Raw genomic sequence first — 21,785 nt, forward strand, 5'->3', positions numbered from 1 at the left:
TTATGACCATTGAAATTCTGGTTCCAGATTTGCCTGAATCCGTCGCAGATGCCACGGTGGCGACTTGGCATAAACAGCCGGGCGATTTCGTTGCGCGTGACGAAGTGATTGTGGATATTGAGACGGACAAAGTGGTACTGGAAGTTCCGGCTCCTGATGCCGGAGTGTTGGAGGTAATTCTAGAGCCAGAAGGGGCGACAGTATTGTCAAAACAGCTATTGGCCCGCTTGAAGCTGAGTGCGATTGCCGGTGAGCCGACTCAAGATTCTCCAGATGCGACCCAACCGTCACCCGATAAACGCCATAAAGCGACGCTGAGTGAGGAAAGTAGTGATGCGCTCAGTCCAACCGCCCGCCGTTTGTTGGCTGAGCATAATTTACTCGCTGATCAAGTCAAAGGCTCTGGGGTCGGTGGTCGTATTACCCGGGAAGATATTCAAGCCCATTTGGCAGCGACCCCGGCACCAGCTGTGATAGTGGCACCTGCTACCATGGTTGTGGCAGAGTCTCACGCTGGCCGTACCGAGAAGCGTGTACCCATGACCCGGCTGCGTAAGCGGATTGCCGAGCGTTTGTTAGAAGCGAAAAATAGCACTGCGATGCTCACAACGTTTAACGAAGTCAACATGAAGCCGATCATGGAGATGCGCCAGCAATATCAAGATGTATTTGAAAAGCGCCATGGGATCCGGCTCGGTTTTATGTCGTTCTTTGTTAAAGCGGTAACTGAAGCGCTCAAGCGCTATCCTGAGGTGAATGCGTCTCTAGATGGTGAAGATATTGTCTATCACAACTATTTTGATGTCAGTATTGCCGTATCGACACCGCGTGGCCTTGTTACCCCAGTGCTGAAAGATTGCGATAGCTTGAGCTTGGCGCAAATTGAAAAAGGTATCAAAGGGTTATCTGAAAAAGGCCGCGATGGTAAGCTAACAGTTGAAGAGCTGACGGGCGGTAACTTTACCATCACTAATGGTGGTGTGTTTGGTTCGCTGATGTCGACACCCATTATCAATCCACCGCAGGCCGCGATTTTAGGCATGCACAAAATCCAAGATCGCGTGATGGTCGTGGATGGTAAAATGGAAATCTTACCGATGATGTATCTCGCTCTGTCTTACGATCACCGCTTAATTGATGGTCGAGAATCGGTGGGTTTCTTGGTAACGATTAAAGCACTGCTCGAAGATCCTGCTCGCCTGTTGCTGGACGTTTAAGGGGCGTGAATGTCCGTGGTTGAGTGAGATTTTGGTCAGGCATGTAGCATGTCTGACCTGATATCGGCTTAATGTTGACCGCTTGCTCAAATGGCTTAGCCACCGTACAGTTCAGTCACCGTGAACGCTATGGAAGATAATCAATAAATGGAACAACACAATGAATTTGCATGAATATCAAGCTAAACAGCTGTTTGCAGAATTCGGTTTACCAGTACCGGAAGGCTACGCTTGTGATACGCCACAAGAAGCGTTTGAAGCCGCTGGACGCATTAGCAGCGTTAAGAAAGTCGTAAAATGTCAAGTTCACGCCGGTGGACGTGGTAAAGCGGGTGGCGTGGAATTACATGACAGCAAAGAAGGGGTAAAAGCGTTTGCGCAGAAGTGGTTAGGTAATCATTTAGTCACTTATCAAACCGATGCTCAAGGTCAACCAGTGTCGAAAATTTTGGTGGAAGAAGCCTCTCACATTGCTAAAGAACTCTATTTAGGGGCGGTAGTGGATCGCTCAACACGTCGCATTGTTTTTATGGCTTCGACCGAAGGTGGCGTGGAGATTGAAAAAGTCGCACAGCACACACCAGAACTTATTCATAAGATGGCGATCGATCCATTGGTTGGCCCACAAGCTTATCAAGGGCGTGAGTTGGCGTTTAAGCTCGGCCTGCAAGGCGATCAAATCAAACAGTTTGTGAAAGTTTTCATCGGTCTGGGTGAGATGTTTATGCACTACGATCTCGCGCTGCTGGAAATTAACCCATTGGTTATTACCCAAGAAGGCAATTTGTTGTGCCTAGATGGCAAGATCAATATCGACTCAAATGCGATGTTTCGCCAGCCTAAATTGCGTCAGATGCATGATGCTTCTCAAGAAGATGTGCGTGAAGCCCATGCCGCGAAATGGGAGCTCAATTATGTCGCTCTGGATGGCAATGTTGGCTGTATGGTGAATGGTGCCGGACTGGCGATGGGCACGATGGATATTGTCAATTTGCACGGTGGTAAACCTGCGAATTTCCTTGATGTGGGTGGTGGTGCGACCAAAGAGCGAGTCGCCGAAGCGTTTAAAATTATTTTGTCTGATGCCCATGTTAAAGCGGTACTGGTGAATATTTTTGGTGGCATTGTGCGCTGCGATATGATTGCCGAGGGGATTATTGGTGCGGTTAAACAAGTTGGCGTCAGTGTGCCAGTAGTGGTGCGTCTTGAGGGCACTAACGCAGAGCTTGGTCGTCAGCGATTGGCGGCCTCTGGTTTAGATATTATTGCTGCGGAATCACTGACTGATGCAGCGCAAAAAGTGGTTGCTGCTGCGGAGGGCAAATAATGTCGATCCTTATCAATAAAGACACCAAAGTGATTTGTCAGGGCTTTACCGGAGGGCAAGGCACTTTCCATTCAGAGCAGGCACTGGCTTACGGTACACAAATGGTAGGCGGCGTTTCACCCGGTAAAGGTGGGACGACTCACTTAGGCTTACCGGTATTTAACACGGTGCGCGAAGCGGTTGAACAGACGGGGGCAACCGCCAGCGTCATTTATGTTCCTGCGCCATTTTGTAAAGATGCGATCTTAGAGGCTATCGATGCCGGCATTAGTTTGATTGTCACGATTACCGAAGGCATCCCAACATTGGATATGCTAGAGGTCAAAGTGAAACTAGAGCAGACCGGAGTGCGGATGATCGGCCCTAACTGCCCTGGAGTGATCACTCCTGATGAATGCAAGATTGGTATTATGCCCGGTCATATTCATCATAAGGGGAAAGTGGGCATTGTCTCTCGCTCTGGCACCTTGACCTATGAAGCGGTCAAACAAACCACCGATGAAGGTTTTGGGCAATCGAGCTGTGTCGGAATTGGTGGTGATCCGATCCCAGGATCGAATTTCATTGATATTCTGCAGCTGTTTGAAGATGACCCCGAAACGGAAGCGATTGTGATGATTGGCGAAATCGGTGGCACCGCCGAAGAAGAAGCGGCGGCATTTATCAAAACCAACGTTACTAAACCGGTCGTCTCTTACATTGCTGGGGTGACCGCTCCTGCGGGTAAGCGGATGGGACACGCCGGTGCGATCATCTCTGGCGGTAAAGGTACTGCGAAAGAGAAATTTGCTGCGTTGGAATCTGCGGGTGTGAAGACAGTAAAAAGTCTGGCCGACATTGGCAAAGCGCTGCGTGAAGTGACTGGCTGGTGATGTTGTTGGTTATGATGATTGGTTAGTCTCACTGAGTAACCATTAGCCCCGATCTCAGATCGGGGCTAATTATTTAAGCTGTCAGTGGATTAAGTTACCCGTTAATTAAATTGCTAGCGGATTAAGCGACTCGCTTAAATTGAGTCAAGACAAATAACCCTGCGGCACACACCACCACCGAAGGACCCGCTGGCGTATCAAAATGCCAAGATAGGGCGAGCCCACCGACTACGCTTACCATACCAAGTAAGATGGCCCAACCCGCCATCGCTTCAGGGCTACGCGATAGGCGACGTGCAGTAGCGGCAGGAATAATCAGCAGCGACCCCATGATCAACGCCCCAACAAACTTCATACCCACGGCAATCACCAAACCGATCAATAGCATTAGGATCAGGCGCATTAAATCGGTATTGATCCCCTCAACAAAGGCCAGCTCTTCATTGACACTGGTTGAGAGTAGAGGGTGCCAAAGTAGGTAAACAATTAGGCTAACGATAGCAACACCGAGCCAGATAAAGGTTAGATCGGATGTGGAGATGGCCAACAAATCACCAAACAGATAGCTCATTAAATCGATACGGACATGATCTAGGAAGCTCACCGCAATCATACCGAGCGACAAAGCACTGTGCGCCATAATTCCCAATAATGTATCGGTGGCAATTATGGTCTGTTTTTGCATCGCGACTAAAAGGGTCGCCATACCCAAACAGCAGACTAATAACGCCAGATACAAATTAATCTCAAGTAAAAAGCCTAAGGCAAGGCCCAGCAATGATGCGTGGGCAAGGGTATCGCCGAAATAGGCCATTTTACGCCAGACGACGAATGAGCCAAGTGGACCTGCAATGATCGCAATCCCAAGTCCAGCAAGCAGAGAAGGTAATAGAAGTTCAATCATGTTGATGGTGACCATGTGAGTGATGTGCGCAAGAGCTGGCTTTACCTTGCACTGGTTGACCAGCAAGATCGTGATGGTGGTGCTCGTGATGGTGTTGGTAAAACGCCAGCGTTTCACGGCTGCGGTGACCAAACATTGCCAAATAACTGGGATGTTGGGCGATGTTTTCTGGTGAGCCAGAGCAGCAAATATGATGCTGTAAGCAAATGACTTCATCAGTTTTCGCCATCACTAAGTGTAAATCATGGGAAACCATTAATACCGCACAGCCAAAACGATTACGTAAGGTATGGATAAGATCGTATAAATCGATTTGTCCTTGAACATCCACCCCTTGAGCCGGCTCATCTAATACCAATAAATCCGGTTGTTGTAACAGTGCTCTCGCCAGTAATACGCGCTGTGTTTCACCGCCGGATAGCTTATGCATATCATGCTGTTGTAAATGTTCACCACCGACTAAAGCTAGTGCTGCAGTTAATTGTTGCTGGGTAAAGCGCCCAGCGAGGCGTAAGAAACGCTCGACGCTGAGTGGCAGAGTATCATTGAGTTTCAGTTTTTGTGGTACGTAGCCGATACGAACTCCAGCTTGGCGAATCATTTTGCCTGAGCTGATCTCTTGTAATCCCAAAATGACTTTGACCAGCGTCGACTTACCCGCGCCATTCGGGCCAATGAGGGTTGTGATCTTACCTTTAGTCAGAGTCAGTTGGATCTGGTCTAGTACGCGTCGCTGCTCAAAATTGACGCAAATTTGCTGCAATTCAATCAAATTAGCCATTAATAGAACTCATTTGCAAAATGGTTATGTTATAAAGTAACATTATGCTTCAGCAAAAGCCACTAACGGGAGTGCGATTACCATGTTACCGAGATTTATTGTTTTGACGGCGATTGTCTTATTCACGAAATCGGCCAGTGCCATTGAGGTGCTAACCAGCATTAAGCCGATACAGATGATCACTTATGAGTTGATGCTCGGTACTGGCACCCCGGATGTATTGTTGCCTGCGGGGGCATCGCCGCATGATTATGCGCTCCGTCCTTCAGATGTAAAGCGGATTCAGCAAGCCGATCTGGTGATTTGGTTTGGTCAAGACCTTGAACCGTTCATGAGTAAGTTGTTAGCCAATCAACCATCGGTACTGACATTAAGTCAAGTGCCTAACTTAGCTTTGCGTGAGTATGGGGCTCAAGATCACCATGATCACGCAGGGCATCAGCATGGCAGTCATGATCCACATTTTTGGCTAGGTATTCAGCCGGTTGCGCAGGTAGCCAGTGCGATAAGCGCGCAATTGATCGCACTGGATGCGACTAATCAATCAAAGTATCAAGCGAATTTGCAACGTTTTTTAGCTAGTTTAAGTGAGCGTGAGCAGGCCATTCGTGAGCAGCTAACACCAGTGATGAGCGTACCTTATTATGTGTTCCATGATGCTTATGGATATTTTGAGCAACATTTTACCCTTAATCAGCTCGGGCATTTTACGGTGAATCCAGAGCGTAAACCTGGTGCGAAAACCTTGATCGCAATCAAGCAGACTCTGAATGCCCAGTTAGCTAAATGTGTGTTTGCTGAGCCGCAGTTTGAACCCGCAATTATTGAAACAGTAGTCAGAGGTACCCCAGCAAAAATTGGCGTGTTAGATCCATTGGGCAGCTCGGTGCAATTAAAAGCGGGTAGCTATTTTGTGTTCCTCAATCAATTGGCGGATAGCTATTACCAATGTTTAGCTCAGCCTTGAGCTAATCATGAGAGGAAAAATTATTTAAATGCGGCTTAAGCCGCATTTTTTGATCCAAGCATGAAAAATTATACATTGCCCTGCCTTTCACACTGCATCTCGCTTAACGATTAGTTAGAATGCCTGAAAATTTGTACGCCTAATGGTATTCCACTCACGGGGACAAATTCTAACTGCTTGCTGACAGGGGAACGCGTGTTTCGCACATTTTTATACAGCTGCTGGCTGAGTCTTATCATTCCGTCACTAGGAGTGGCCAACAATAACCCGATGTCGGTTTTCTACCCTTTATCTATGCAGGAAAAAGGGACGGTGATAGTGGCGAAAAATCTGTATCTCGGCGACGACGGCGGAATATGGATCCATGATGTCCATGGCAAGGTGATGTTTTTTGATGGACAGAATATTTTGCCAGCGCGTGGTTCGGTATTACCCGAAACCTCAAAGCATATTATTTATGCCAAGCGCGCGTTGTGGACCTTTGAGCAACATCAACTGTTTCGCACCTATCCGGGAGGAGAGAAAGAGCCCATCTTAACCCTGCCCCCAGGTTCTCAAATTAATCAGATCGGCGTGTCAAATGGCATGATTTGGTTGAACGATAGCGCGAATTTTTATAGTTATGATATTGATAATGCAAGGCTTGATACTTTTTCTTTGCACCAGCTTTATTCGTTGAACAGCGCCAGCCAAGTAGTAATTAATGATGCGCAGTTTTTCGCCTCAAAATGGGCTTTAGCGACCAATGTCGGTGTTTATTTGTCGATGCCACAAGGCTTTAGCCATATCACGGACTCTGGTAAGTCGGCGATCCAAAAGCTCTATTTTTCTGAACAGCGGCGCGAGCTATTGGTTGGCTCTGCACATGGCGCATTGATCATCGATATTGAGCACTCGCGCTTATTGTCCAAACCAATCGGTGCTGCGGAAGTGTTGTCAATCGCTGAAACCGACACTGAGTATTGGATTGGTACTGAAAATGGTCTGTATCTTTACAGACTAGATAGCGGAAAAGTCACTCCACCTGAAACATATCGCAACGATGATTATGCACTATTGGGTAAGAAAATTTACTCAATGGTTAATGATTTACAAGGTGGTATGTGGATCGCGACTGATAAAGGTATGTTTTATTATTCATTATTGGCTCAGCAGCTGACGCGATATCCTGCGCAAAGCTTATCCAGTGATGGTAGTCGGGTCCAAATCAGTAAAATTAAGTCGTTCAACACGCAGGGAGATTATTTAGCGATAACCCAACAAGGCCTATATCGATTTAACTTTACTGGCGAATTTCGTAAAAACTTGATTTATCCCGGTCAAGTCAATGATTTCGTTATTGCTGGAGATGACGTCTGGATTGCTACTGAGCAAGGGCTGGTGAGCTACAATCTTGCACAGCGCCAGATCAACGCTCCGTCATTGCCGGTGTCATTGCTGCACAATTCGGTTAAACGGCTCACCGTCGATGGTGATGGTCGGCTTTGGGGAGCCAGCCATGAGCAGCTTTGGTCTTATTTGCCGAGCGAACAAAGCGAGACCAATTATGGGATGGAGTGGATGGTGAAAGGATTATCACCCGCGAAGATCACCGTACTTGCCGCCGTTGAACAAGGCATAGTGATTGGTACCGAACATGGTGCTTACACTTTGTTTGATAAACAGATCCGCTTTGATTTCTCCAGTCATCGCTATGGTGAAATAGTACAAGTTGTGGAAGATAACACTGGTCATATTTGGCTGGTCGGGGCTTATGGTGTCTTTCAGTGGCAGAACCATCAACCGCCGGCAATTGCAGTTGAGTTAGTTGAAGAGAATATTCAGCCGCGCTGTATTGCTCAGTCAGCTCAGGGGATGTGGCTCATTTCATCGCAGGGAATCAGTCTCTATTCGCATCAAGCTCAACTCAGTAAACACTTTGCTGCGCCTTATGGCTTGATCAGCAATGAGTTTATATTAGATGCTTGTGCGGTCGGTGAAGTGTTGGATAGTTCCTTTCTTATCATGGGATCGCAATTTGGTGTGGTGCAAGCTAATACCCAAGCACTAGCGGTCTCTAATTTGCCCAATATTCAGATCATGTTTAGTCAAGTGAGTGTGAATCATCAGCCGAAACTATTGGGTTATCAGCCGGATGGTCTGTTGCAAATTGCCTATGATGATGCGATTAGTTTTCAGTTTGGGGCCTTGTCATCGTTACGTAATCCATCGTTGGAATATAAGCTCAATGATGAGCGAGAATGGCAGCGGTTTGACTGGGCTCAGCTCAATTTTGATCGACTACTGCCCGGCGAATATCGTTTAAAAGTGCGTAGCGCAAATCCAACCCACCAAGATCAAACCCCGGCTATATTCGATTTTGAGGTTCTCCCTCCTTGGTATCTGAGCCCTGCCGCTATCATTGGTTATGTGATGCTATTGGGTGGTGGTTTGTCTTTAATGCTAAGTTGGCGAACTCGAGTCATTGTTGAGGCAAATCGACAGCTAAAAAACCAAGTCGAGCTTAAAACCAGTCAATTGCATCATCAAACTAAAATTGTACAGAGCAGTAATCAGCAATTACGAAAGTTACTGCAAGTACATCACAATTTGTTTGGCAAAGTATTTGAGAGTATTGATCCCGCATTACGCCATCTTTCCTCTTATGCCAAAGTGCGTGGGTGGAATGAGTTCGAGTTGCCGTTTAATAAAGTTAAACAAGAATTAACCCAATTGCATTTCATGCATCGAGGCGAAACCCCAGAGAGTCAACGCCACGATTTAAATTTATTGATGGAATCGGCCTTAAAAAGTTGGCAGGAAGAATACAACAAAGCAGAAATCCAGTTGGTGTACCGTGGTGAAGTCTGTCTTATCGAAATTCGCCAATTTAACCTCGATATACTGTTTAATGTCGTGTTCACCGATGCGATTCGACGGCTTGCTAAACAGCAACAGTTATCTATCCAACTTGAGCAGAGAGATTCACAAGGCGTGCTGATTTTTTCAGATCACGGATCAGTGATTGATAACTTCAGTGCCATTCCCGTTTCATTCAACGGTGCGTGTACTTATTCGGTGCAAGAGTTAGTACAGCATAGTGGTGGGGAATTACGGATTTTACGCTTCGACAAGCGTAATGTTCTCGAGTTAGCGTGGCCGCTGGCCGCATTACCCGTCACTCAGCCATTTAAGGCGCAAGCGTTATCCATCGTTGATCACATTGTGCTTGATGATGGGGAAAAAAAGTGGCTGCGCAAAGTCAATCAGTTAATTGAGCACAATTATAGTGATTCTGATTTCACCACCTCTAGGGCGGCACAATTACTGTTTGTCTCCGAGCGTAGTTTGCAGCGCCGTTTTAAAGCCGCAACCGGTAAAACCTTTAAAGAATCGCTCAATCAAATGCGTTTAGAGAAGGCGTGCCAGAGTTTATTGTGTGGTGCCAGAATTGCTCAAGTTGCCTTTGATTGTGGATTTAATGACCCTTCTTATTTTAGTCAGCGTTTTAAGCACCATTTTGGTTTATCACCGAGCCAATTTATCGAGGATCAAGAGGGTAGATAATGGTAATGCGGTGCGCCTAGTTGATATAACGTAGTAGGGGAGATTGAGTGCTGAAAAAAATATCGTGGTATAGCCGGGGGGACTATACCACGGGTGCCAACGACACCTTCGCTTGCTGCCGGAGTAATATGGCACAGCCATATCACCTCTGGAATTCTTGTTGCTAGGAGGGATATCCTTTCAACCCGCTCACTATAATTCCAGTGACTTATTTTTCTTATAAAATTTACGCCAGCTTGATATAGAAAAACGACAGAAAATAGCACTAAGGTTTAACTTGTTGATTATTGAGAATTAATTATTTAGTTTGGTTTTGATTGGGTCGTTTTAGATTTCGCTAGGAATGTGGTTAAGTCGCTTTTTAACGTTTTTGACGAAGTTATTTTGACGAAAATAACGCTGGTGATTAATTCGGCAAACATTGTTTTCACGCAAAAAAATCATCTATTCACTGTGTTAATCTTTCTGATATTAATGCTAATGTTTCTTATTAATACTTCCTTTTAAGGTTGCGATCATGAAATTATCACAGATGAAAGCGGGCGAGCGTGGTGTGATTCTCGCATTAGAAGGGCTTTCTGACTCGGTCAGAAAGAAGCTCATGGTGATGGGCGTGCTGCCTAATACGTCAGTGATCCTGATCCGACGTGCTCCGATGGGCGACCCGTTGCAAGTAGAAGTGCGCGGTGTGTCGATTGCTTTGCGTGAAAATATTGCGGCGCAGATCCAAGTGGAGTCAATTCAATGAACTATCAGATACTCACGGTCGGTAACCCGAACAGCGGTAAAACTACACTCTTTAATGGATTAACCGGGGCTAAACAGCAGGTTGGTAACTGGAGTGGCGTGACGGTTGAGAAAAAAACTGGCAGTTTTTCTCATGCAGGGGATGAGTTTTCATTAACCGATTTACCCGGCATTTATGCTTTAGATAGTGGTAATGATAGCAACAGTATTGATGAATCGATCGCTTCGCGCGCGGTACTTACCCATCCAGCGGATGTGATTATCAATGTGGTCGATGCCACTTGTCTTGAGCGTAGCCTATATATGACGCTGCAGCTGCGTGAATTGCAGCGCCCAATGATCGTCGTGCTCAATAAAATGGATGCGCTGAAACGTGAGCGAGTGCATCTTGATTTAAAACAGTTGGAAGCTTTCTTGGGCTGCCCAGTTGTGGCACTTTCTGCTAATAGCCAGCCGCAGGTGCGTCGTTTTAAAGAGAAACTGCATAAGCTAGTAGTGCAGGGGATTGCGCTCAAGCCGCTGGAACTCAATTATGGTGATCAATTTGAGCCATTGATTGGTCAATTAGCCGATCAGTTTCATGAGCAGACCGTATCGGCCCGCGCCTTGGCCATTCGAGCGCTTGAAAATGACCTGTTAGTGATCAATCAATTGCCTCCGGCGGCTCGCCACCAAGTACAGCAACTGCAACATCAATGCTCAGTGGATATCGATTTGCTGGTGGCAAACACTCGTTATACTTATCTGCATGAACTTTGTATTTATGCACGCCGCAGCGAAGGTAAGCTCAGCCATCGATTCACTGAAAAAGCCGATCGAGTGATCCTTAATAAATGGATTGGTATCCCATTCTTTTTTGCCGTGATGTACCTGATGTTTATGTTTGCGATCAATATTGGTAGCGCCTTTATTGACTTTTTCGACATCGGCGTTGGGGCATTATTGGTCGAGGGTGGACACTACTTGCTGGATGAACATCTGCCAGTTTGGTTGGTGACCTTGATTGCGGATGGGGTCGGTGGTGGGATCCAGACCGTGGCCACATTTATCCCTGTGATTGCCTGCTTATATTTATTCTTAGCAGTGTTAGAAAGCTCGGGTTATATGTCGCGCGCCGCTTTTGTGCTGGATAAAGTGATGCAGAAAATTGGTCTGCCGGGCAAAGCTTTTGTGCCACTGGTGCTCGGTTTTGGCTGTAACGTGCCATCGATTATGGCCACACGAACGCTGGATCAAGAGCGTGAGCGTAAGCTAGCGGCCTCGATGGCACCCTTTATGTCTTGTGGTGCGCGTCTACCGGTTTATGCGTTGTTTGCGGCGGCATTTTTCCCACAAAGTGGCCAAAATGTGGTGTTTGCTCTGTATTTATTAGGCATTGTGGCGGCAGTCTTGACCGGCTTGGTGCTGAAAAAGACTCTATATCCAGGGGCAAGTGAAAGCTTAATCATGGAGATGCCAGATTATGAAATTCCGACCCTACAAAACGTCGTCATCAAAACTTGGCAGAAGCTGAAACGTTTTGTATTGGGTGCAGGCAAAACCATCGTGGTGGTGGTCACTATCTTAAGTTTCTTAAACTCGGTGGGCACTGATGGTTCATTTGGTAATGAAGATACAGATAAATCGGTATTGTCTAAAGTAGCCCATGTGGTGACGCCGGTATTTTCTCCGATGGGCATCACACAGGAAAACTGGCCAGCAACCGTTGGCATTATTACCGGTATTTTTGCTAAAGAAGCAGTGGTGGGAACTTTAAATAGCTTGTACACCACAAATGCCGATGATGATGAAGAAGATGTGGAATATGATCTGCGAGCCAGTTTGCAGGAAGCGCTAATGTCGATCCCTGACAACCTTGCCGCCTTGAGCTTTAGTGATCCGCTTGGGATTGAGGTTGGTGATTTAACCGATAGCGATGCGGTGGCTGAAGAGCAAGAAGTGGATGCCTCTATCTTTGGCAACTTACACACTTATTTTTCGAATGGGCATGTAGCATTTGCTTATCTGATTTTTATCCTGCTGTATACCCCTTGTGTCGCGGCGATGGGGGCTTATGTGCGCGAGTTTGGTGCTGCCTATGCACGTTTTATTGCGCTCTGGACGATGGGCCTCGCGTATGGTTCAGCGGTGTTGTACTACCAAATTACCCATATTAGCCAGCACCCTTGGTACAGTTTAGCTTGGATTGGTGGGATCATGGTGTTTGCAGCTATCACCTATTGGGGATTAAAGCAAAGCGGACGTAAGCAAAAAATGGTTGAGGTACCCGCTGCGTGATTTTGAACGAGCTTAAAGAGGCGATTGAGCAGCAGCATGGCATCACTCGTCAACAATTAGCCCAGCGGTTTGCGCTGAGTGAAGATGGGGTTGAGGCGATGCTCGCGGTATGGATTAAGAAAGGAGTGCTCTCTCGCCAGCAATACACTAACGCGCAAGATGCGGTGGTGCGGGTGCGTTATGTACTGAATCGTCGCTGTGATCTTGCGGTGAGCGTGACCATGTAGTCATAGTCCGCACTTACACGTTTACTAAAAGCCGCATAATGCGGCTTTTTTATGCTCGAAAGGATTTACGTTCGAAAGGGTTTATGCTCGAAAAGAAGTGATTTAAATCGATTTTACGCGGGCTTAAAGAGTGAATGTGAACTCAGGGTTGTGCGGAGTGTATTGAGCAGATCTTGCTGCTCAAAGGGGGAGCGTAACTGACCTGAGGTTCTGCCCCACACAGGGCCCGGCCACGCAATATCGCGAGTAAAGCGCGCGATATGGTGAATGTGTAGCTGCGGCACCATATTGCCCAGCGCGCCTAAGTTCAGCTTGTCTGGATTAAATAGGTGTTCTAGCGTTTGACAGACGATTTGTGATTCAAGCAAAAATTGCTGCTGCTCTTGCATTGGTAAATGATGCAATTCGCGCAGATTGGCACGCTGTGGGACTAAAATAATCCAAGGTACCGCAGCATCTTTATGTAATAGGGCGATGCAGAGCGGAAAATGGCCGATCACATCGGTATCTTTTTGCAGTTGTGAATGCAGTTCAAAGTGCAGCATGTGATGCCTCTTAAGCACAATAAGTGGTGATGTTTTATTAATCCAGTCAGTCATAAAATAAAGGTTGGCGAAGTGCCAACCTTTATTATGCAAGACGATTACATTCTTTCTAGCGTCTCAATTCCGAGTAACGCAAGACCTTGTTTGATGGTTTTTGCGGTCAGTGCAGCGAGTTGCAAGCGGCTCTGTTTCACGCTCTCTTGCTCTGCCACTAAAATTGGGCAAGCTTCGTAGAAGCTAGAGAACAGGCCGGCTAACTCAAACAGATAGCTACACATTAGGTGTGGTTGACCTTCACGAGCGACCGCTTGGACCGCTTCTTCAAACTGCAGCAGTTTGGCCGCTAGGGTCTTCTCTTTTTCTTCAGTAATTTGAATATGACCAGTCAACTGGTTCATCTCAATTCCCGCTTTGGCAAAAATCGATGCGACGCGAGTATAGGCATATTGCATATAAGGCGCGGTGTTGCCCTCAAAGGCCAACATGTTATCCCAATCAAACACATAATCGGTGGTGCGGTGTTTGGACAGATCCGCGTATTTGACCGCAGCCATCGCTACTGTGTTGGCGATGTTGGCTTTTTCTTCGGCAGACAGGGTCGGATTTTTTGACTCAATTAATGTGCTAGCACGTTCTTGAGCTTCATCCAGCAAATCCGCTAAACGCACCGTTCCGCCAGCACGAGTTTTAAATGGGCGACCATCTTTACCGAGCATCATGCCAAAAGCATGGTGTTCTAAGCTCACTTGCTCAGGGATATAACCTGCCTTGCGCACAATGGTCCAAGCTTGCATCAAATGTTGATGTTGGCGTGAGTCAATGAAGTACAGTACGCGATCCGCACCAAGAGTCTCATAGCGGTATTTAGCACACGCAATATCAGTGGTGGTGTAGAGGAAGCCACCATCGCGTTTTTGGATGATCACGCCCATGGCTTCGCCGTCTTTATTCTTGAACTCATCCAAGAACACCACTTGTGCACCATCATCTTCAACCGCTAAGCCTTTGGCTTGCAGGTCGCTGACAATCTGCGCCAGCATGTCATTGTACATGCTCTCACCCATTACATTATCACGGGTCAGCGATACATTGAGGCGATCATAGTTACGCTGGTTTTGGATCATGGTGACATCGACCAATTTTTTCCACATTGCGAGGCAGAAGGGATCGCCGCCTTGCAGTTTTACCACATAATTACGTGCCGTTTCGGCAAACTGCGGATCTTCATCATACAGCTGTTTTGATTCACGGTAGAACGCTTCCAGATCGGCCAGTTCCATTGACACTTCGCCAGAGGCTTGCTGTACCCGCTCAAGGTTAGCGATCAACATACCAAATTGCGTGCCCCAGTCTCCGATGTGGTTAGCGCGGATCACATTATGGCCCAAGAACTCCAACGTGCGCACCACTGCATCACCAATAATGGTGGAACGCAAATGGCCGACATGCATCTCTTTGGCAACGTTAGGCGCTGAGTAATCGGCAACGATGGTTTGGGGGGTATCTTGGGCGACACCTAGGCGTTCATCGGCGAGTGCCGCTTCGGCTTGAGCGGCCAAAAAGGTTTCGCTCAGGAAAATATTGATAAAACCCGGGCCCGCGATTTCAGTTTTGCTGGCGATACCGTCAAGATTCAGAACATCCAACACTTTTTGTGCAAACTCACGAGGATTGCAGCCTAGTTGCTTCGCGGCACCCATGATGCCATTGGCTTGGTAGTCACCAAATTGGACTTTCGCCGATTGACGAACGAGTGCTGGAGTGCCAGCGGGTGCGCCTGCGGCTTCAATAGCCTGAGAAACTCTCTGATTGATCAGTGCTTGGATATTCACACGTTTGCCCTTCAATTCAAGGAAATAGAGATGGAATGCCGTCATGTGGAGAGTGAGGCATATCACAATAATATGGTTTAATTGGTCGTTATGATAACAATATTCAGCCTGAGCACCTAGGGTGAAGCATAGGAAATTTTCACCTTTTGCTGTCAATCTTGCTAGTATCGCGCGCAAACTGGCATTTTAAGGTGAACCAATGCAACCACAACTTTATGAGACAGGGCTGGCTCCAGAGCAACTGCTCGAAAAACTGGGCTTATTTATGGCTAAAATTGAGCAATTGCTTGATCTTTTAGGCTTAGATCTGCGTGAACATCAGCTAGACCATATTGCACTGCGAATTAATGATCCTGCATTGGCACAAGCGGCGCATCTAGCCTGGTTAGGCTATGGCCAACAAATCTCGTGTGCGCAGATTAACGGTCGGCCGATCATCGTGATTCGTTTTGATCAACCGTTGTCGGTTAGCCACTGGCAAATTGAGTGCTTAGAATTGCCTTATCCGGCGTTAGGAAAAACCTATCCCGTGCAGAGTTGGGAGCATGTTGAATTTGTGATCCCTGCGTCATCTTCAAGTGCGGCAGAGTTTTGTATTGAGCTGCAGCAGCGATATCCGGCGTTGGCGGCAAAATGGGATTTTCTCCATGAGCTTGGAGTTCAAGTTAAATTATCCAGTCCGCAGGGGGAGGGGGAGCGCTTAGCCAATCCTACGCTGGCTTTTCAATGGCAAGGGGTGTGCGTTAAGCTCCACCCCCACGCCTTAGCGACGATTGTCGCTAGTGAAGTAGCCAATTAAGCTAACCCACATCATAAGCTTTAGTGCGCTGTTGGAATTGCTCAACTGAGGTGATGGCTTGACCTAGTTGCCAAGCAGACTGCGCGTGATGCGCTTGGCCTTGGCTGTGCATGATCAAGCGGTGCGCTGTGCGGGGTTTCAATTGATTGACCACAAAGCGGATCATATCGGCGCGGCTGAGTGTTTTTAGCTCCTGCAACACTTGCTCTCGTTGATCAAAGCTCAGATCTTGATTGCCAATCGCGACCCAGAGCCGTTGGGCTCGCACTCTTAGTGTTGGATCGGGTGCGACAATTTGGTTCCATAAGCCCCGTTTACTGCTATGCCATTGATATTCGTTTAACTCAAGTAACACGAGGTACAGCGCATTTAAAAACTCATCAATCGCACGGATTAATTCACTCGGTGGGGCGAAAGGTGACTGCACATACATAATTAAGCCCGGATGGCGATTTAACGGCATATTACCGGTACCGACCATATAACCTAATTGCTGTTTGGTGCGAATTTCATCAAAAAATGCGGCTGACATTAAATGATTGGCTAACGAATATAAGGCAATATTACGTGGACTTACCTCGGTTGATTGGTAATAAACCACAATCGCAGAATCATCTTGTTGGCAATCAACTTCGCGCTGAAAGGTTCCATGCTTGCCAAGCATTACCAGAGGGCGCAGTGCGGTTTGGTAAGTTTGACCTTGCACACGCAGTGCCTGTTTAAGCACGCTGGCCATTTGATGCGCTTGATCGGCGGGCCAGTCACCATAGACCAACATTTCAATATGCAGTTGTGCCAAAATCGCTTCGACAAAACTGGCCAGCTCTTCGACATGCACCGTTTCAATCGCGGCCAGTAAGTCAGCATAGGGCGGATTATTCGGTTGCAGCAGTCCGCTTAGCGCATTAAATAGCTGTGATATCGGTTTGTCGTGCGCCGCATTACGCCAGTGACGGGTCAACTGCTGTTTGATGGTATTAAAGCGTTGAGGCTGAAAATCACGCTCAGCAAATTTATTGAGGATCAGCGCCATCAGTTGTGGCAATTTTTGACTAAAACCAGACAGCGTCAAGGTTACCCCACCCTGATGAGCGTACAGGTTATAGCTCATGCCGGCGATTTCGGCTTGATAGGTCTGTTTGGCTAAAGTGTCTAAAAACATCTCAACACATAAGCGGGTCATGGCAATATTGCGACAACTGGCCACCGCATGTGGGCTATCAATCGCGATGTAAATAACCCCTTTCGGGACTCTAAATTCGGTATCTTGTTGGTGCCAAAGTTTAAAGCCCGGCAAATCTTGCAGCACTTGGGGGCACGCAGTGATTTGTTTGAGGTCTGCTGGATTAAGCTCATCGCAGATGAACGGGTTTGGTTCGGGCAATTTGAGTGGCAAATCTAAGGGGTTGCGGAAACGACGCAATTGTTCGGTACTGAATGGTGTGACCGAATAAGGGGTGAAGTACCACTGAGCAATCTGATCATAATGGCCTCCTTTGGCAATTAAGGTAGCACGCAGATTTTCTGGGCAGAGATGGCTTAAAATCTCTTCCAACTGTGCTTGCTCAAAACCCATCATCATATAGTCGCCATAAATGGTATCTTGCGCCGCATAATGCTGCATGTTGATCACTAAATGGCTGGCCATATCCAGTGGTCGCTGAGTTTCTTGGAAGCGAAAGGCTGACTCTAGCACCGCACGTTTTTCTTGATAACGCCAAGCTTGTAGCCCTTGGCTGGCAATTAAATCCAGCGTTTGGAATACGCTTTGGATGATCTCATCCACATGCTCTAATCCTTGTGGGGTGAGCAAGCAACTGATCGCGAACTCGCGGTAGTCACGGCCACTGATCCCACCACCCGCAGAGAGGCTAGTGATCCAACCTTGCTCTTTGAGCGCTTGCAGCAGGCTGCCTTGACTTTCATCACCGATCAAATGGGCTAAGTAAGAGAGCGGCTTGTTACGATAGTCATTTGCCGTGCTTGGCAGTACAAAGGCTAAGATCAGCTTACGGAGCTCTTTGATTGGCTCAACCTGAATCAAAATGCCGGTGTGTTCTCGCTCAACAAAAGGTGGCAATGGCTTAAGCTTGCGCGCTGGGCTTGGAATGTGGGCAAAATAGTTTTCCGCCCACAGTGTCAACTGCTCAATGCTTTGTGGACCAGTTAAAACCAGCGTCATTAATTTGGCTGAATAGTGATTTTGATAGAAATCCAGCAGTTCATCACGAATGGAACTTTGATCACCATCACTAAGGGTTTGCGCGTTGCCGACCGAAAATTGGCTGAACGGATGACGCGGATTTATGGTTTCTTTTTGTACTTGATACAGGCGACGTGATTCATCTTTCAGTTTGAGTTTATATTCTGAATCGACTGCTTGTCGCTCCTTATCTAAAGCCTCAGGATTAAACAATGGTGCGATAAAAAATTGGCTGAAACGGTCGAGGGCTTTCGTAAAAATGTTGGGTGCAATATCAAAGAAAAAACAGGTGTGTTCAGTACCCGTCCAAGCATTATTCGAACCGCCATGTTGAGTAATGAAATGTTGAAATTCACCTACTTTCGGGTATTTTTCGGTACCCAAAAACAGCATGTGTTCGAGATAGTGTGCTAAGCCTTGCCGTTCGATTGGGTCATCAAAATGACCCACATTGACTGCCAGAGCCGCGGCACATTTGCTGGCATTTGGACTGTGGATCAGCAGTGTACGTAACCCATTGTTTAAGGTGATATAACGGTACTGATTGGTATCATTAGGGCTGATATGCACAGTATTTCTCCGGATTGATAGCGGCAATCGCAAATCATGTCGATATCTTGAGGATGGTAGCAGTCAGTTTAGTCGGTCGTGGAGCTTTTTTATAGACTGTTAACGAAGTCGAGGTCTTTAGTTTGACTGCTGTTATAATCACAAAAATTGAGCAGCCATAGACTGCATAGCTTAGGTAGTGTACATGAAGATTTATATTATGCGTCATGGTGAGGCGCAGCAGTTTGCGGCCAGTGATGCACAGCGATCATTAACCAAACGTGGGTGTGATGAGTCCGCTGCCGTGGCAAGCGCCAGTGTTAGTCAACAGGGAGTGAGTGGTTTTGATCTGGTGTTGGTGAGCCCTTACCTGCGAGCGCAACAAACGTGGCAAGTACTGACGGAGCATTTTTCGGCCGCAAAAGTGCAAACCTGTGATGAGATCACCCCTTATGGACAGTCAGATCGGGTATTCGATTACTTAGCTGCCTTGATTGATATCGAACAGTTGCAGTCAGTGCTATTGGTTTCGCATTTGCCTCTAGTTGGCTATTTGGTGGCTGAATTGGTCGATGAGATGATCCCCCCCATGTTTCCAACCTCGGGGATGATGTGTATTGATTACGATCCGCTGACCCAGACCGGGCAGGTATTATGGAATATCTATCCTTAATTTGCGCCAATCCACCCGGTGTGATTGAGTGAAAAAGAGCGTCTTAGTTGGCGCTTTTTTAATGTCCTGTTTTTAACGATCTGTTTTAAAACAATTAATGGTGATATTTGGTTTGTCATAAAATTGACGTATGTTATGGACTGAAAATTGCATTCAGTAGTACCATTCATACGGTGTGCCAATAATAATCTTCCGTTTAACCTTTCAGTGACAGCCAGAAATTTATGAAATTTACTCTGCCATTTGCGGACAAATTACCTGCTATTCCACAGCGCAGCATACCCGCGATCGGTGCTCCGGTTATGGTGCTGGCGGCATTGGCGATGGTTGTGCTGCCTATCCCAGCCTTTCTGCTGGATTTATTCTTTACCTTCAACATTGCTCTCTCACTCATCGTGCTGTTGGTGACGGTCTATACTCGACGTCCACTGGATTTTGCTGCATTTCCGACGGTTTTGCTGATCGCGACACTACTGCGCTTGGCGCTCAACGTCGCCTCGACACGAGTGGTGTTACTGTATGGTCATGAAGGGCCTGGCGCAGCGGGTAATGTGATTGAGGCCTTTGGTAATGTGGTGATCGGTGGTAACTACGCAGTTGGTTTAGTAGTGTTTTTGATCCTGATGATCATCAACTTTATGGTGGTGACCAAAGGTGCAGGACGAATTTCAGAAGTAAGTGCTCGCTTTACCTTGGATGCATTGCCCGGTAAGCAGATGGCGATTGATGCTGACTTAAACGCAGGGTTAATTGATCAGGAGCAAGCGCGCCTGCGACGTTTCGAAGTGACCAAAGAGGCCGATTTTTACGGCTCAATGGATGGTGCGTCAAAATTTGTTAAAGGTGATGCGATTGCCGGTATTTTGATCCTGTTCCTGAATATTATCGGTGGCCTTAGTATTGGCATGATCCAGTATGGTCTTAGTTTCAAAGAAGCGATTGAAATCTACACCTTACTAACGATTGGTGATGGCCTCGTAGCACAAATTCCATCACTGCTGTTGTCAATTGGCGCAGCAATGATGGTTACTCGTCAAAATACCGATGAAGATATGGGCCAACAGCTCATTTTTCAGTTATTTGATAATCCGAAAGCGTTAACTATTACTGCAGGTATTCTGGGGGTTATGGGGATTGTCCCTGGCATGCCACATTTTGCTTTCTTATTGTTAGCACTCTTAGCCGGTGGCGTAGCATATTGGTTACAGCGCAAACAGAAAACCAAAACAGAAGATAAACACCTGCCCGCCAAGAGACATCTTGATGCACCAACCCAACGTGAACTCTCTTGGGATGATGTGCAGCCGGTTGATGTGATCGGCTTGGAAGTAGGTTATCGGCTGATCCCATTGGTCGATAAAGATCAAGGTGGCGAGTTATTGGAACGTGTTAAAGGGGTACGCAAAAAACTGTCGCAAGATTTTGGTTTTTTGATCCCATCGGTACATATTCGTGACAACTTAGAATTGACGCCCAATAGTTACCGCATCACCTTAATGGGCGTTGCAGTGGGAGAGGCCGAAATCCGCCCTGACCAAGAACTGGCGATTAACCCCGGTCAGGTGTATGGCATGATCGATGGTGAGGCCACCCGTGACCCTGCGTTTGGTTTGGATGCGGTGTGGATCCGTGAAGAGCAGCGCGAGCACGCGCAAGCGCTGGGTTACACTGTCGTCGATTCATCAACGGTACTTGCCACTCATCTTAGCCAACTATTGACCAATAACGCGGCGCAGTTAATTGGCTACGAAGAAGTACAAAATCTGCTGGAAATGCTCTCTCGCTCAGCGCCTAAATTGGTGGAAAATTTTGTGCCGGATCAACTGTCGCTCGGAGTGGTGGTTAAAGTGTTGCAAAATCTGCTGCATGAGGCGATCCCCATTCGTGATATTCGAACGATTATCCAAACACTTTCTGAATACGCCAGTAAGAGTCAAGAACCTGACATTTTGACCGCGGCAGTGCGTATCGCGCTAAAACGGTTGATTGTCCAAGAAATCAATGGGGTAGAGCTTGAATTACCGGTGATAACCCTCGTTCCAGAGCTGGAACAAATTTTGCATCAGACTATGCAAGCTTCAGGTGGGGAATCGGCGGGGATTGAGCCTGGATTAGCTGAACGACTGCAAATGGCGCTTAGCCATGCAACTCAAGAGCAGGAGTTGAAAGGAGAGCCTGCAGTATTGCTGACCTCTGGTGTGTTGCGTTCAACACTGGCGAAATTTGTGAAAAATACCATTCCAAATCTTCGCGTACTCTCTTATCAAGAGATCCCCGATGAGAAACAAATTCGAATTGTGCAGGCTGTGGGAAATTAAT

At 47.0% G+C, this 21,785-nt stretch carries 16 protein-coding genes; 11 read left to right on the plus strand and 5 right to left on the minus strand.

Annotation, left to right across the window (positions count from 1 at the left end; genetic code table 11):
• Nucleotides 1–2 precede the first annotated feature (2 nt).
• The 3 genes from odhB (at nucleotide 3) to sucD (ending at nucleotide 3,416) form a co-directional block, all read left to right on the plus strand.
• Entirely contained in the window at nucleotides 3–1,217 is a 1,215-nt protein-coding gene (gene odhB, locus PUN32_RS05990) for a 2-oxoglutarate dehydrogenase complex dihydrolipoyllysine-residue succinyltransferase (protein WP_274722228.1), read from the plus strand.
• A 160-nt stretch (nucleotides 1,218–1,377) separates the two neighbouring features.
• On the plus strand, nucleotides 1,378–2,544 hold the full coding sequence (gene sucC, locus PUN32_RS05995; protein WP_274722229.1) for an ADP-forming succinate--CoA ligase subunit beta: 1,167 nt from the start codon (nucleotides 1,378–1,380) through the stop codon (nucleotides 2,542–2,544).
• Nucleotides 2,544–3,416, plus strand: a complete 873-nt coding sequence (gene sucD / locus PUN32_RS06000; RefSeq protein ID WP_274722230.1) for a succinate--CoA ligase subunit alpha — start codon at nucleotides 2,544–2,546, stop codon at nucleotides 3,414–3,416. Before sucC ends, sucD begins: the two co-directional genes overlap by 1 nt.
• A gap of 121 nt (nucleotides 3,417–3,537) precedes the next feature.
• Here the strand turns inward: sucD and znuB are convergent, their stop codons facing one another.
• Nucleotides 3,538–4,320, minus strand: a complete 783-nt coding sequence (gene znuB, locus PUN32_RS06005) for a zinc ABC transporter permease subunit ZnuB (protein ID WP_166013349.1) — start codon at nucleotides 4,318–4,320, stop codon at nucleotides 3,538–3,540.
• Nucleotides 4,313–5,101: a zinc ABC transporter ATP-binding protein ZnuC gene (gene znuC, locus PUN32_RS06010; protein WP_274722231.1), complete on the minus strand. Its 789-nt coding sequence runs from the start codon at nucleotides 5,099–5,101 to the stop codon at nucleotides 4,313–4,315. The genes znuB and znuC overlap by 8 nt, the downstream gene beginning before the upstream one ends.
• Nucleotides 5,102–5,183: 82 nt before the next feature.
• On the opposite strand from znuC, the gene znuA reads away from it, so the two are divergent.
• The 5 genes from znuA to PUN32_RS06035 all read left to right on the plus strand — a co-directional run bounded on the left by znuA (nucleotide 5,184) and on the right by PUN32_RS06035 (nucleotide 12,865).
• Nucleotides 5,184–6,068, plus strand: coding sequence for a zinc ABC transporter substrate-binding protein ZnuA (gene znuA / locus PUN32_RS06015; protein ID WP_274722232.1), 885 nt, complete (start codon nucleotides 5,184–5,186; stop codon nucleotides 6,066–6,068).
• Nucleotides 6,069–6,263: 195 nt separating this feature from the next.
• On the plus strand, nucleotides 6,264–9,614 hold the full coding sequence (locus PUN32_RS06020) for an AraC family transcriptional regulator (protein ID WP_274722233.1): 3,351 nt from the start codon (nucleotides 6,264–6,266) through the stop codon (nucleotides 9,612–9,614).
• A gap of 517 nt (nucleotides 9,615–10,131) precedes the next feature.
• On the plus strand, nucleotides 10,132–10,362 hold the full coding sequence (locus PUN32_RS06025) for a FeoA family protein (protein ID WP_274722234.1): 231 nt from the start codon (nucleotides 10,132–10,134) through the stop codon (nucleotides 10,360–10,362).
• Nucleotides 10,359–12,638, plus strand: coding sequence for a Fe(2+) transporter permease subunit FeoB (gene feoB / locus PUN32_RS06030; RefSeq protein ID WP_274722235.1), 2,280 nt, complete (start codon nucleotides 10,359–10,361; stop codon nucleotides 12,636–12,638). Before PUN32_RS06025 ends, feoB begins: the two co-directional genes overlap by 4 nt.
• A complete protein-coding gene (locus PUN32_RS06035) occupies nucleotides 12,635–12,865 on the plus strand; it encodes a FeoC-like transcriptional regulator (RefSeq protein ID WP_274722236.1) in 231 nt (76 codons plus the stop codon). The genes feoB and PUN32_RS06035 overlap by 4 nt, the downstream gene beginning before the upstream one ends.
• Nucleotides 12,866–12,978: 113 nt before the next feature.
• Here the strand turns inward: PUN32_RS06035 and PUN32_RS06040 are convergent, their stop codons facing one another.
• Both PUN32_RS06040 and argS read right to left on the minus strand, forming a co-directional pair.
• A complete protein-coding gene (locus PUN32_RS06040) occupies nucleotides 12,979–13,410 on the minus strand; it encodes an HIT family protein (RefSeq protein WP_274722237.1) in 432 nt (143 codons plus the stop codon).
• Nucleotides 13,411–13,508: 98 nt separating this feature from the next.
• The gene (argS, locus tag PUN32_RS06045) at nucleotides 13,509–15,242 is read right to left on the minus strand and encodes an arginine--tRNA ligase (protein WP_274722238.1); all 1,734 of its coding nucleotides are present in this window, start codon (nucleotides 15,240–15,242) and stop codon (nucleotides 13,509–13,511) included.
• 199 nt (nucleotides 15,243–15,441) lie between these two features.
• Between argS and PUN32_RS06050 the strand changes: the two genes are divergently transcribed.
• A complete protein-coding gene (locus PUN32_RS06050; protein ID WP_274722239.1) occupies nucleotides 15,442–16,041 on the plus strand; it encodes a VOC family protein in 600 nt (199 codons plus the stop codon).
• A gap of 1 nt (nucleotide 16,042) precedes the next feature.
• Here PUN32_RS06050 and PUN32_RS06055 read toward each other — a convergent pair whose 3' ends face one another.
• Nucleotides 16,043–18,814, minus strand: a complete 2,772-nt coding sequence (locus PUN32_RS06055; RefSeq protein ID WP_274722240.1) for an insulinase family protein — start codon at nucleotides 18,812–18,814, stop codon at nucleotides 16,043–16,045.
• A 184-nt stretch (nucleotides 18,815–18,998) separates the two neighbouring features.
• Here PUN32_RS06055 and sixA point away from each other — a divergent pair, with 184 nt between their 5' ends.
• Together sixA and flhA are read left to right on the plus strand one after the other, a co-directional pair.
• Nucleotides 18,999–19,466 (plus strand): phosphohistidine phosphatase SixA, encoded by a 468-nt coding sequence (gene sixA, locus PUN32_RS06060; protein ID WP_274722241.1) that lies wholly within the window; start codon nucleotides 18,999–19,001, stop codon nucleotides 19,464–19,466.
• 224 nt (nucleotides 19,467–19,690) lie between these two features.
• The gene (gene flhA / locus PUN32_RS06065) at nucleotides 19,691–21,784 is read left to right on the plus strand and encodes a flagellar biosynthesis protein FlhA (RefSeq protein WP_274722242.1); all 2,094 of its coding nucleotides are present in this window, start codon (nucleotides 19,691–19,693) and stop codon (nucleotides 21,782–21,784) included.
• The last annotated feature ends 1 nt before the right edge of the window (nucleotide 21,785 follow it).

This window comes from Vibrio chanodichtyis (genome assembly GCF_028863985.1).
Taxonomy (GTDB): Bacteria; Pseudomonadota; Gammaproteobacteria; order Enterobacterales; family Vibrionaceae; genus Vibrio; species Vibrio chanodichtyis.